This window comes from Pseudomonas sp. NBRC 111127, from assembly GCF_001320345.1.
Classification (GTDB): Bacteria; Pseudomonadota; Gammaproteobacteria; order Pseudomonadales; family Pseudomonadaceae; genus Aquipseudomonas; species Aquipseudomonas juntendi.
Genome location: NZ_BCBD01000074.1, coordinates 12,651 through 27,155 on the forward strand (window position 1 = coordinate 12,651; position 14,505 = coordinate 27,155).

The following is a 14,505-nucleotide window of genomic DNA, read 5'->3' on the forward strand; positions in this document are numbered from 1 at the left end:
ATTCACTCGACCCTGGCAGCGCTTGCCCCTTGCCGAAGGCAGGGGGCAAGCAGCCGTGGTCACGGGCTGACCTTGCCGTGCTGCACAGCCTGGCCGTCGTGCCACCAGGCCGCCAGGCTGAACACGTCCGGCACCTTCAAGATGCTGAAGTGGTCGCCCGGCCCCTGCCACAGCCTCAGTTGCGGCATCAGTTGCTGCCAGCCTTCCTGCATGGCGGCGTGCTCGCGGGCGTTGCCCAGCGCGTCGAGTTGCGGGTCATCGACCAATACCAGGCCCACCGGCCCGGTATACGTCAGCGACGGCCGATAGACGGTGCGCAGCGCCGTGGCGAAGGTACGCACTGTGCCCTCCAGCACCGCTGGCGTGGACCGCGCTGGCAACAGCCCGTTGCGCACCATGCCGGCATGCAGCTGTCGCAACTGCTCATCAGCCGTGGCCAGGGCAAACGCTGCCGGGTCGATGGCCAAGGTTTTGCCGGTAGACCGTTGCAGCGCGTCAACCAGCTGCTGCAACGCCTCGCCGAAGGTGTACGGCTGGCCGCACGTTCCTCCGGCGCCCGGCGCCTCGCTGTCGATCAGGGTCAACGAGCGCACCGGCCGGCCCTTGGCCTGCAACCTCGCGGCGATGGCATGCGCAACCCACCCGCCGAACGAATGACCGACCAGGTTCAACGGCCCGTGCGGGTACACCGCCTCGATCGCCTGCACATGGCTGTCGGCGGCGGCTTCGACGGTACTGTGCGGTATGCCGGCACCGTCCAGGCCGCGGGCCTGCAAGCCATGCAATGGCCAGTCCGGGCCCAGGGCTTCGGCAAGGCCAATGAAGCTGGTGACGCTATCCCCGGCCCCCGGTACGCAGAACAGCGGCGCGTGCCCGGCGTGCCCGCTCTGAATCGCCACGTGCGCGACCGGGGCCGGTGCCACGGCGTTCGGGCAACTGGCAAGCGCCTCGCTCATCACCTGCCCAAGGGCAGCGACGTGCGGGGCCTGCATCAGGCTGCGGTGGTCGCCCGGCACCGTCAGGGTCTGCAAGCGCTGGCCGGGCAGTGCCTCGCCCCAACCCAGGGTCGGCAGAGGGTCCGGGCCCTGCTCGGCGCGGAACAGGTGCACCGGTATGTGCAACGGCGCCGGGCGGTAATGCGCCAAGGCATAGCCATGGGCCAGTTCACGGCTGAAATAATGCAGCAGTTGCGCATCGCTCATGCTCGCCCACAGGCCATAGAGCAGGCCCTGCGTTCTACAGGTAGCCAGCAGCGTGGCGAAATCTGCCTGTACGGCCTCCAATTGCTGCAAGTGCGCAACCTTACCGGCAGCCGCCGGCCCTTGCGTGCGCCAGAACGCCGAGCAGTTGAGCAATAGCTGCCGTTCCAGCGCGTACTGCCCGGCCCAGCGCGCCTTGCCCTGGTCAGCCAGGCGCGGCGCGTAGGTGTCGATCAGCCCGACGAATTCGACGCTTTCGTCAGCCCCCAGCAACTGGTTGGCGATTTCGAAGGCAACGATGCCGCCGAACGACCAGCCAGCCAGGCGGTACGGCCCGTGCGGCTGAACCTGGCGCATCTGCCCGATGTGGTAGCGGGCCAGGCACTCCAAGGTACGCGGTTGCGGCTGCTCGGCAGGTACGCCGGGCAAGCCGTAGATCGCGAACTCGCCGCCCAGCTGCTGGCCCAGCACGGGGAAGTAGAAATCCAGCCCGGTGAACTCGTGGACCAGGAACAGCGGCGTGCCTGCCGTACCGGTACGTACCGTGACGGCCCCACCCGCTTGCCTGGTGTTGTCGTCCAGCCGCGCTGCCAGCAACGCGACGCTGGGCTGCTGGAACACATCGTTCAGGGCTGCCTGCAAGCCCGCTTTGCTGAGCCTGTCGAGCAGACGGATAGCCGCCAGGGAATGCCCGCCCAGCTCGAAGAAGTTGTCGTGCCGCCCTACCCGCTCCACGCCCAGCAGCTCGGCCCACAGGGCCGCCAGCAAGTGTTCGGTGTCGCCTTGCGGGGCTTCGAACGGGCGCTCCAGTACCGCGCCCGGCGCTGGCAGTGCCTTGCGGTCGAGCTTGCCGTTGGGGCTCAGCGGCAGGGTGTCCAGGTGAATCAGTACCGCCGGGACCATGAACGCCGGCAAGCGGCTGAGCAAAGCGGCGCGCAGCACCTCCAGCGTATGGTGTTGCCCAGTGTAGTAGGCCAGCAATTGCTGTTCGCGTGCGATCACCACCGCTTCCTGGATACCTTCGATACCGGTGAGGCAAGCCTGGATTTCGCCCAGCTCGATGCGCAGGCCATGCAGTTTGACCTGGTCGTCGTTGCGGCCGAGGTATTCGATGTTGCCGTCGGGCAGGTGACGCGCCAGGTCACCGGTGCGGTACAGGCGTGCGCCGGGTACGGACGGGTCGTCGATGAAGCGCTCGGCGGTGAGTTCGGCGCGGTTGAGGTAGCCCCGGGCCACCTGCACGCCGCCGATGTACAGCTCGCCGGCTACCCCCTGGGGCACCGGTTGCTGCTGGTCGTCGAGGATGTACAGGGTGGTGTTGGCGATGGGTTTGCCGATCGGGGTGTTGTCCGGGGCAGTGGTGCAGTGCCAGGCGCTGACATCCACCGCGGCTTCGGTCGGGCCGTAGAGGTTGTGCAGCTCGACGGTTGGCAGCTGAGCGTGGAAGCGCCGCACCAGATTCCCCGGCAAGGCTTCACCCGAGCAGATCACACGTACCAAGGGTAGGCGCGGCATTGTGTTGTGATCGGGCTGCGCGGCTGTCCCGGCGGTAATGATGTCGGCTTGGAAATCCTGGGGCCGCTGTGCGGCCCTTTCGCGACACGAGGCCGCTCCCACAGGGGCTGTCGAGGACAGGAATACGTCGAGCATCGAGGGAACGAAATGCAGGGTGGTGACGTGCTCGCGGGCGATTACCTCGCGCAGGTATTCGGGGTCACGGTGCCCACCGGGGCGGGCCATCACCAGCCGTGCACCGGTCTGCAACGGCCAGAGGAACTCCCACACCGATACGTCAAAGCTGAATGGGGTTTTCTGCAGCACCACGTCGGCCGCACCCAGGCCGTAAGCGTCCTGCATCCACAGCAGGCGGTTGACCACCCCGGCATGCTCGTTCATCACGCCTTTCGGTAGCCCGGTCGAACCGGAGGTGTAGATCACGTAGGCCAGGTGCCGGGCATTCAGCCCTGCCACCACAGGGTTCGTCGCCGGCAAAGAAGCCCAGCTCGGCTGGTCCAGATCGATGAGCAGACCCGCCTCCGGCACGTGCCGGGTAGCCGCATGCACCAGCACCGCCACCGGCGCGCTGTCGGTCAGCATGTGCCGTACGCGCTCGGCCGGGTAGTCCGGGTCCACCGGCACATAAGCGCCACCGGCCTTGAGAATGGCCAGCAGCCCCACCACCATCGACAGGCCGCGTTCGACGCAGATGGCCACGCGATCGTCCGGTTTTACCCCCAAGCCGATCAAGTGGTGCGCCAGGCGATTCGCCTGCTGGTTGAGCTGGCTGTAGCTCAGCTCGCCCTCCTCGGCCCTGACCGCCACCGCCTCGGGGGTGCGCCGAACCTGCGCCTCGATCAGGCCGTGCAAGGTCTGCTTGAGGTCGTAGGCGACGGCTGTGTCGTTGAAGTCCAACAGCAAGCGCTTGCGCTCGTGCGCATCCAGCAGCGGGGCATGCGCCGCGATGGCCCGGTCGCTGGCCACGAAAGCCCACAGCAGTTGCTCGAAATAGCCCGCGAACCGCGCAACGGTGGCCCGCTCGAACAGCGCCGTGGCGTACACGATGCCGCCTGCAAAGCCGTCGCCGCGCTCGCCCAGGCTCAAACTCAGGTCGACCTTGGCAACGCTGGCCGGGCCGCCCAGTGCAGTCACCGCCAGGTCTGCCAACTGCAGCGCCTCGCGGCCTGGGTTGCCATCCCAATCCAGCGACACCTGGTACAGCGGCGTATGCGACAGGCTACGGCGTGGGCGCAGCCGTTCGACTACTTGCTCGAACGGCAGGTCCTGGTGCGCCTGGCCGGCCAGTACGACCGCTTTGACCCGCGCCAGCAACGTCGCCACATCCGGCGCGCCCGACACATCCAGGCGCAGCGCCAGGGTATTGACGAACATGCCGATCAGCCCGTCCACCTCCGCTTGCTGGCGGTTGGCGACCGGCGAGCCGATCACGACTTCGTCCTGGCCGGCCAGGCGCGCCAACAGCACCCCCCAAGCCGCCAAGAACAGCATGTATGGCGTGACCGCGTGGCGCCGGCACAGGGCTTTGAGCTCGCTGCTCAAACGCGGATCCAGGCACAGTTCGACACTGTCGCCGGCATACTGCTGCCGCTCCGGGCGGGGTCGGTCCCAAGGCAGACTGACAAGGACGGGGGCGCCGCTCAACTGGGCGGCCCAATAGTCCGCCTGCTGTTGCAAGGCTGTGCCACTCAACCACTGGCGCTGCCACACGGCATAGTCCAGGTATTGCACCGGCAAGGCAGGCAGTGGGTCAGGCTGCCCGGTGCTGAAGGCCTGATACAGTGCACCCAGCTCCCTGACCAGTACCCCCAGCGACCAGCCATCGGCGACCAGGTGGTGCAGCGTCAGCAGCAGCACATGGTGGTCCTGGCCCAGGCGCAACAGCCGCCCGCGGATGGGCAAGTCATAGGCCAAGGCAAAGGCCTGGCCGGCGTCTTCGCGCAGCAACGCGGCCAACGCCACCGGGTCAAGGCCTGGGCAGTCCTGCCAACCCAGGCTGAAACCGCGGCTGTCACTGGCCAGGCGCACATGGGGCTCGCCATCCTCAGCGACAAAATGGCAACGCAGGCTTTCGTGCCGCTCGATCAGCCGGTGCAGCGTGCGTTCCAGTGCGGCTCGCTGCAGCGGGCCCTGCAGGCGCAGGGCGATGGGGATGTGATAGGCCGCACTGGCTTCCTGCAACTGTGCCAGGAACCACAGGCGCTGTTGCGCGAACGACAGCGGCAGCCGGCCTGTGCGGGGCGCCGGCGTGATGGCCGGCAACGCCTGGCCCTCGCGCGTGAGGCAGGTGGCCACCGCTGCCAGGCTGTCGTCGGCAAACAGGTCGGCCAGTGTCAGCTCATGGCCCAGCCGTTGGCGCACTTGCGCGAGCATGCGCATGGCCAGCAGCGAATGGCCGCCCAGCTCGAAAAAGCGATCCTGGCGACCGATCGGCTGTACTTCCAGCAACTCGGACCACAGCGCTGCCAAGGCCTGCTCGCGCTCGCCTTCGGGGGCCTCGAAGGCAGCCACCGCAAAGTCCTGCGGCCCTGGTGCCGGCAAGGCCCGGCGGTCGACCTTGCCATTAGCGTTCAACGGTAGCCGTGCCAAGGCAACGAACGCCGATGGCACCATGTACTCCGGCAACCGGCCGCGCAGGTAGCCACGCAGTTGCAGGGCGTCCAGGCTGGCGGCCTGGCGGGTGTACCAGGCCACCAGGCGCAACGGCCCGGACGCATCGGCAACGGCCATCACCACGAATTCGCCGATGCCCGGGGCCAGGGCCAGCTGCTGCTCGATCTCGCCCAGCTCGATGCGAAAACCGCGGATCTTCACCTGGTCGTCGTTGCGCCCCTGGTACTCCAGTTGGCCGTCGCCGCGCCAGCGCACCAGGTCGCCGGTACGGTACAAGCGCCCACCCGCCTGGGTGCTGAAGGGGTCGTCGATGAAACGTTGGGCCGTCAGCTCGGCACGGTTCAGGTAGCCCAGCGCCACGCCATCGCCACCAATGTACAGTTCCCCCACCACACCTTCCGGCACCAGCCGTTGCCAGGCATCCAGCACATACACCTGGGTATTGCCGATAGGCCGGCCAATGGGTACCTGGGCGGCGTCCTCCGCCAACCCGCTTACCTCGCAGGTCACTGCAAAGGTGGTGGTTTCGGTCGGCCCGTAGGCGTTGAACAACCGCAAGCGGGGGGCCTGTTGCAGCAAGGCCCGGAACGCTGCCGGCTCGGCACGTTCGCCACCGCACAGCAACACGCGCAGCCGGGCCAGCGCCGCTGGAACCCACTGCACATACTGGTTGAACAGCGCAGTGGTCAGGAACAGCACGCTGACTTGCTGCTCCAGCAGCGCCGTGGCAAAGCGCGCGGGGTCGATGAGCGTGGCATGGTCGATCACGCGCACTTGGCCCCCGTTCAGTAGCGCGCCCCAGACCTCGAAGGTGCTGGCGTCGAATGCGGGGTTGGAGACAAAAGCGAAACGGTCGCTGGCCAGCAGCTCGACATAGCCGTTGTGCAATACCAGGCGCGCGATGCCCCGGTGCGGCACACACACGCCTTTGGGTGTGCCGGTAGTGCCGGAGGTGTACATCACATACGCGGTGCTGCCGCCAGCCTGCACCGCTGCAGGGTTGGTGCTGGGTTGGCGGTCGAGCGCCAGGCTGTCGAGTTCCAGGCGTGGCACCGGCAGGTCGGAGGCGATGTCGGTAGCCGTGAGCAGCAACGCCGCCTGGCAGTCCTCGAGCATGAACAGCTGACGCTCGGCAGGGGCATGCAGGTCGAGCGGCACGTAGACGGCACCGCACTTCAGCACGGCCAGTTGCGCCACCAGCAGTGACAGCGACCGCGGCAACAGGATGGCCACGCAAGCGCCAGGTTCTACCCCGCTGCCGATCAGGTAGTGGGCCAGGCGGTTGGCGCGCTCGTTGAGCGCGCCATAGCAAAGGGTCTGCTCGCCCTGCACCGCCGCCACAGCCAGCGGGTGAAGGGCCACGCGCTGCTCGAACAGGTGGTGCACGGCAACGTCACGGGGGTAGGCGTAATGAGTGGCGTTGCGTGCGTGCAGCAGGTCCTGGCGCTGCGCCTCGTCGATCAGCTCCACTTGGGCCAGGGCTTGCTGGTCATCATCGGCCATGGCCCACAGCAGGCGCTCGAAGTAGCCCAGGTAGCGCTGCACGGTGGCGGCGTCGAACAGTGCCGTTGCGTAGTCGAGGCTGCCGGCCAAGGTATCGCCCTGCTCGCCCAGGTTGAGCGTGAGGTCGAACTTGGCCACTGCCGCGGCCTGGGGCACGGCCTCCAGTTGCAGGCCTTGCAGGTGCAAGGCTGCGCCTTGGGTGGCCTGCCAGTTCAGGCTGACCTGGAACAGCGGCGTGTGCGCAAGGCTGCGCGCCGGGCGAAGCATTTCCACCACGTGCTCGAACGGCAGGTCCTGGTGGGCCTGGGCTTGCAACACGCGGTCGCGCACCTGCTGCAACAGCGCCTGCGCGGTGCCCGCTGCGCTGCTGTCGATGCGCATAGCCAGCGTGTTGACGAACAACCCGGCCAGCGGCTCCAGCTCGGCCCGGCCGCGCCCTGCCACCGGGCAGCCCACCACCACTTCGGGCTGGCCTGCCAGGCGGCCGAGCAGGGCCGCCCAGGCACCGAGCACGGTCATGTACAGCGTCACCCCATGGCGCCGGGCCAGCCCGCGCAGGGCGGCGGTCAAGCGTGGCTCGAACCGCACTGGCAGGCTTGCACCGGCAAAGTCCTGGCGCGGCGGCCGTGGCCGGTCAGCAGGGAGCTTGAGCAGCTCGGGGGCACCTTCGAGGCTCTGTTGCCAGAAGGCCACCTGGCGTTGCAGCTGCTCCCCAGCCAGCCAGCGGCGCTGCCATACCGCGTAGTCTGGGTACTGGATGGCCAACGGCGGCAGCGGGTCATCGCGACCGTTGCACATGGCTGCGTACTGCACGCTCAGTTCATGGGTCAGCACCCCCAGCGACCAGCCATCGGCGACGATGTGGTGCACGGTCAGTGCCAGCACATGGTGCTGCGCGCCCAGGCTCAGCACGTGGGCACGGAGCAACGGCCCGTGGGCCAGGTCGAACGGCGCTGCCGCCAATTCCTGCAAGCGGCCTGGCAACGCTTCAGCGGCCAGCGTTTCACAGCTGAACCAGCCGTCGCCCGCAGTGGCGGCAATCACCACCTCGGCGCTGTCATCACGCGCCACGAAGCGGCTGCGCAACGTCTGGTGGCGCTCGATGATGCGCAACAGCGCACCCTCCAGCGCAGCGCTATCCAATGGCCCGCGCAAGCCCAAGGCCAACGGCACGTTGTAGGCCTGGTTGCCGCCCTCCATCTGCGCCAGGAACCACAGCCGCTGCTGGGCAAACGACATCGGCAGCGGCTGCCCGTGCGGCACCGGCACGATCGCCGGCAGCGCAGTGCCAACGGCCCCGGCCAGCACCTGGGCTACCGCGGCCAGCTGCGGGTTGGCGAACAGCTCGGCCAGGCTCAGTTCCACGCCCAGGCGCACGCGCACCTGCGACACCATGCGCATGGCCAGCAGCGAATGGCCACCCAGGCTGAAGAAATGGTCGTCGCGCCCCACGCGCTCGACCTGCAGCAGTTCCGCCCAGATCTGTGCCAGGGCCAGCTCCAGCTCACCCTGCGGCGGCGCGTAAGCCTGTTCGAACAGCGCAGCACGCCCAGGGCGCGGCAACGCCCGGCGGTCGAGCTTGCCATTGGCCGTCAGTGGCAATACCGGCAGCTCGACGAACGCCACCGGCACCATGTACGCCGGCAGGTGTGCCTGCAGCTGGCCGCGCAGGCCTTCCGGGCTAAGGGGTTGTACGTCGGGACTGGCGGTGAAATACGCCACCAGCTGCGGGTGCCCGGGTTCATCCTCACGCGCGATCACCACCGCTTCGGCGATGCCGGCCAAGGCTGCCAGGCGGCTTTCGATTTCGCCCAGCTCGATGCGTACGCCGCGGATCTTCACCTGGTCATCGTTACGCCCCAGGTAGTCGAGCGTGCCGTCCGGCAGCCAGCGCACCAGGTCGCCTGTGCGGTACATGCGCTCGCCCGCCACGAACGGATCGTCGCAGAACCGCTCGGCGGTCAACTGCGGGCGGTTCCAGTAGCCCCGGGCAACCCCGACACCCCCGATGTACAGCTCGCCCGGCACGCCCAGGGCGACCGGTTGCATATGCGCGTCGAGCACGTACAGCCGCGCATTGTCCACCGGCTTGCCGATATGCAGCGCACCGCCCGCCTCCAGCGCCCCGGAACTGGCCACCACCGTGGCCTCGGTCGGCCCGTAGTTGTTGACCACGGCAAAGCGCTGGGTGCGATTGAACTGGCGCAAGCGGTCGCCACCAATCAGCAGGGTGCGCAAGGTCGGATGTTCCAGGTGATGGTTGAAGGCATATTCAGCCACCGGTGTGGGCAGGAAACTGACGTCCAGCGGCTGCGCCTGCCACCAGGCGAGCATGGCGTCGAGGTCGTCGTGGCCCTCGGTGGTCGGCGCCAGGTGCAGCGTGGCCCCGGCGCACAATGCCGGCCACACTTCCCAGGCCATGGCATCGAAGCCAAAGCCGGCCAGGCTGGAGGTGTGCCGCCCCTGGCACAGGTCGAAAGCACGGCAGTGCCAGTCGACCAGGTTGCTTACGCTGCGGTGTTCAACCATCACGCCCTTGGGTTGCCCGGTCGAGCCGGAGGTGTAGATCACATAGGCCAGGTGCTGCGCAGCAAGCCCGGGCACGACCGGGTTGGCGTCGCTGGCAGGCCAGTCCGGCTGGTCCAGTAACAGCAGCGGTACGCCGGTTTTACCAAGGCGATGGCTCAACGCCTGTTGCGTCAGTACCACCGCGGGGCTGCTGTCTGCCAGCAGGTAGCCGATGCGCTCGTCGGGGTGCGCCGGGTCTACCGGCACGTAACCTGCGCCGGCCTTGAGCACGGCCAGCAGGCTGACCAGCGTGTCCAGCCCGCGCCGGGCCACCACGGCCACCCGGTCGTCCGGGCGCACACCCAGGCTGATCAGGTGGTGGGCCAAGGCATTGGCGCGGCGGTTGAGTTCGCCGTAGCTCAGTTGGGCGCCGCCACTCGTCGCAGCGATGGCCTCTGGGCAGCGGGCAACCTGTTGCTCGATACGTTGGTGCAGGGTCAGGTGCTGCGCGTGGTGGGTGGCGCAAGCGTTGAAGCCTTCCAGCAGCGTTTCGCGTTCAGCAGGGGGCAGCATGGCCAGCCGGTTCACCGCCAGGTGTGGGGTTTGCAGCAGGCTTTCCAGCGTTTGCTGGACATAGGCACACACGCGCTGGGCCGGCACTTGCGGGCTGGCCAGCAAGGTCAGGCGAAACGCCTCGCCCAGGTCGTCCACGCTCAGCGTCAGCGGGTAGTTGGTCGCTTCGGCCGAGTCGATGATATCGATGCCGGTCAAGGCGGCACGGCGTGGCTCGCTGCTGCCTGGCGCGCTGTGGCGGTAGTTCAGCAACGCATTGAACAACGGCGCCGGTGCGGCCACGCCGCTGCAGCGCTGGGCCAAGGCCAGGGGCGCATGTTCATGGCGCATCAGCGCGCTCAGGCGCTGGTGGGTGGCGCGCACCGCGCTGCCCAGGTCGGCGCTGTCCAGGTCAACCCGCAGTGGCAAAGTATTGATGAAGATCCCCAGCGCCCGGTCGGTAGCCTCGGCGCCCTGCAGGCGGCCCATCAGCACGGTGCCGAACACCACCTGCTCACGCCCGGTAAGGCCCCCCAGTACCCGGCCCCAGGCCAGGTGGAACAGGCTGGCGACGCTCACCCCCAGGCTGCGGGCCTGGGCGCGCAAGCCCTGGCACAGTGCCAATGGCAGGTCGAGCTGGTGCTCGGCATGCACCTCGCCAGCCCCCTGCACGTCCTGCAAGCCATACGCCAGGGTGGCTTCGTCGACACTGCCAAGCATGTCGCGGAAAAATGCTTCGTGCCCGGCTTCGCTGATCCCCAGCACCGCCTGCGCAACATAGTTGCGAAACGGCACCGGTGCGCCCAGTTGCGCCTCGGCGCCGCTGAGAAACGCAATCAGTTCGTGGCGCACCACCTCCAGGGCACTGTGGTCCATGGCGATATGGTGGAACTGCAAGGTCGCAGTCAGCCGCCCGTCGGCCTGTGGCGCGTCACGCAGCAAGCGCATCAGCGGCGCCTGGGTCAGGTCGAGCCAGTTCCGCTTCGGGGCATCGACGGGCAGCGTCATGACCGTCAGTTCGGCCTTGCGCCATACCACCTGCACCGGCGCTTGCAACCCTTGCCAGTGCACCGAGGTGCGCAGGATATCGTGGCGGGCGATCACCCCGTTCAAGGCGTCGGCGAATGCCTGCAGGCGCGCCTCGCTGGCGAACACGAAGCGTGCCTGCATCACGTACGGGTCATGCTCGCTGGCACTGGCGTGGTGGAAGAGCATGCCTTGTTGCAACGGCGCCAGTGGATAGATGTCCTGCACGTTGGGCGCGCCCCCCGGTATTGCGTTGACCACGCTGTCCAGGCTGGCCTGGTCGAGCGTGACCAGGTTGAGCAGTTGCGGGGTGATGTGCGTGCAGCCTGGCGCAACGAGGTTGCCCGGCACCTGTACCGCGCCTTGCTTGACCGCCACGTACTCCCCTCGCTCGAGCATGCCGACAAGGGTGGGCTTGTGCGCACGCAGTTGCGCCACCAGGGTGCTGTCGGTCAGCGCCTGGCGGTTGCCCTGGACCACCAGTTGGCCATCCTTGAGTGCCAGCTGCACATTCTGCGCGGTCAGTGTTGCCAGTAATTGGTTGATGCTCACAGGACGATCTCCATGCTGTCTGTGATGGCTGCATAGCCGGCCAGGGTCGGTTGGTCGAACAAGGCGCGCACATCGGCCTCCAGGCCTTGCTCGCGTAGCCGTGACGTCAATGTCACGGCCAGCAGCGAGTGGCCGCCCAGTTCGAAGAAGTTGTCATGCCGCCCCACCTGCTCCAGGCCGAGCAGTTCGCACCACAGGGCCGCGAGCAGGGTTTCGGTGTCGCCTTCGGGGGCCGCGTAGGGGCGGTCTTCGATGGCACCGGGTGCAGGCAAGGCCTTGCGGTCGAGCTTGCCGTTGGGGCTCAGCGGCAGGGCGTCGAGGTGCATGAACAGCGCCGGCACCATGAATTCCGGCAACTGCGCGAGCAGCGCCGTGCGCAGGGTGTCCGTGCTGTGCGGGGCGCCGGTGTAGTAAGCCACCAGGCGTTGTTCATGGGCGAGCAGGACAGCCTCCTTGACGCCCTCGATGGCCGTGAGGCCGGCCTGGATTTCACCCAGTTCGATGCGCAGGCCACGCAGTTTGACCTGGTCATCGTTGCGGCCGAGGTATTCGATGTTGCCGTCGGGCAGGTGGCGTGCCAGGTCGCCGGTGCGGTACAGGCGTGCGCCGGGTACGAACGGGTCGTCGATGAAGCGCTCGGCGGTGAGTTCGGCACGGTTGAGGTAACCCCGGGCCACCTGCACGCCGCCGATGTACAGCTCGCCGGCTACCCCCTGGGGCACCGGTTGCTGCTGGTCGTCGAGGATGTACAGGGTGGTGTTGGCGATGGGCTTGCCGATCGGCGTGTTGTCCGGAGCGCTGGTGCAGTGCCAGGCGCTGACATCCACCGCGGCTTCGGTCGGGCCGTAGAGGTTGTGCAGCTCGACGGTTGGCAGCTGAGCGTGGAAACGCCGCACCAGATTCCCCGGCAACGCCTCACCCGAGCAGATCACACGTACCAAGGGTAGGCGCGGCATTGGGTTGTGATCGGGCTGCGCGGCTGCCCCGGCGGTAATGATGTCGGCTTGGAAATCCTGGGGCCGCTGTGCGGCCCTTTCGCGACACGAGGCCGCTCCCACAGGGGGCTGCGCGGCTGCCCCGGCGACAGGGGCTGTCGAGGACAGGAACACGTCGAGCATCGAGGGAACGAAATGCAGGGTGGTGACGTGCTCGCGGGTGATCACCTCGCGCAGGTATTCGGGGTCACGGTGCCCACCGGGGCGGGCCATCACCAGCCGTGCACCGGTCTGCAACGGCCAGAGGAATTCCCACACCGACACGTCAAAACTGAACGGGGTTTTCTGCAGCACCACGTCGGCCGCATCCAGGCCGTAAGCGTCCTGCATCCACAGCAGGCGGTTGACGACACCGGCATGCTCGTTCATCACGCCTTTCGGCAGCCCGGTCGAACCGGAGGTGTAGATCACGTAGGCCAGGTGCCGGGCATTCAGCCCTGCCACCACAGGGTTCGTCGCCGGCAAAGAAGCCCAGCTCGGCTGGTCCAGATCGATGAGCAGACCCGCCTCCGGCACGTGCCGGGTAGCCGCATGCACCAGCACCGCCACCGGCGCGCTGTCCGTCAGCATGTGCCGTACGCGCTCGGCCGGGTAGTCCGGGTCCACCGGCACATAAGCGCCACCGGCCTTGAGAATGGCCAGCAGCCCCACCACCATCGACAAGCCGCGTTCGACGCAGATGGCCACGCGATCGTCCGGTTTTACCCCCAAATCGATCAAATGGTGCGCCAGGCAGTTGGCCTTCTGGTTGAGCTGGCCGTAGGTCAGCTCGCCCTCCTCGGCCCTGACCGCCACCGCCTCGGGGGTGCGCCGAACCTGCGCCTCGATCAGGCCGTGCAAGGTCTGCCCAAGGTCGTAGCCGACGGCCGTGTCATTGAACCCGGCCAGCACCCGCTGGCGTTCCTCGGCCTGCAGCACCGGCAAGCGCTGCAACGCCAGCGCCGGTTCATGCTCCAGGGCCTGCACCATGGCCTGCAACACCTGCTCCATTTGCCCGCAGATGCGAGCAGCGCCAACGCCGGCAGTGGTCATGGCCACCAGGCGGAAACCACCCCCGGTGTCGTCCACGTTCAAGCTCAATGGGTAGTTGCTGCGCTCCTGGCTTTCCAGGCTTTCCATACCTGCTGTCGCCTGCTTCTGGCTGGCGGTGGCCTGGCTGCTGTGCCGGTAGTTGAGCATTGCGCTGAACAATGGCTGCGGCGCCGCCACGCCGCTGCAGCGTTGCGCCAATGCCAGCGGGGCGTGCTCGTGGGCCAGCAGCGCGCTGAGGGACTGGTGGGTAGCATGAGCCGCCTCGCGCAGGCTGACGTCGGCCAGGTCGATGCGCAACGGCAAGGTGTTGATGAACATGCCCAGCGCACGCTCGGCGCCTTCGCCGCCTTGCAGGCGGCCTAGCAGCACCGTGCCGAACACCACGCGCGGTTGGCCGCTGGCGGCGCCCAGCAGGCGCGCCCACGCCAGGTGGAACAGGCTGGCGACGCTGATGCCCAGTTGCCGCGCCTGCACCCGTAGCCGTTGCCCCAGGCTGTCATCCAGCCACAGCTGCGCTTCTTCGATGTCGCGGCCATCGCCTTGGACATCGCTCAGGCCGAACGGCAGGGTCGGCTCGTCGATCGCCGCCAGTTGCTCACGGAAGAACGCTTCGTGCGCATCCTGGCTGAGGCCAAGGCGTGCCTGGGCCACATAGTTGCGGTAAGGCACTGGGGCGTGGGCAGGTTCGTCGTTGCCCTGCAAGAAGCCGATCAGCTCCTCGGCCACCACTTCCATGGCGGTATGGTCGAGCACGATATGGTGGAACTGCAGGGTCGCTTCGATCGGGCCGTCCGCATCGGTGTACAGCAGGCGCAGCAGCGGGGCCTGGCCCAAGTCCAGAGCCGCAGAGACCGGTCGGCCCGCTGCAGCATCGCTGCCAAGGGTTTGTGGCACAAGCGATGCAACGTCGCGCAGCACCACTTGCACCGGCTGGGGCAAGCCGTCCCAGAGGATGGCGGTACGCAGCACGTCGTGACGCGCGATGACGTTGTCCAGTGCGCGGGCAAAGC

At 67.7% G+C, this 14,505-nt stretch carries 2 protein-coding genes; both read right to left on the reverse strand.

Annotated features, from left to right (window positions below):
• Positions 1–59 precede the first annotated feature (59 nt).
• Positions 60–11,468, reverse strand: coding sequence for a non-ribosomal peptide synthetase (locus tag APH30_RS14995; RefSeq protein WP_054912993.1), 11,409 nt, complete (start codon positions 11,466–11,468; stop codon positions 60–62).
• The coding region (locus tag APH30_RS15000; RefSeq protein ID WP_156326485.1) for an AMP-binding protein at positions 11,465–14,505 on the reverse strand (3,041 nt) is incomplete at its 5' end. The genes APH30_RS15000 and APH30_RS14995, both read right to left, overlap by 4 nt.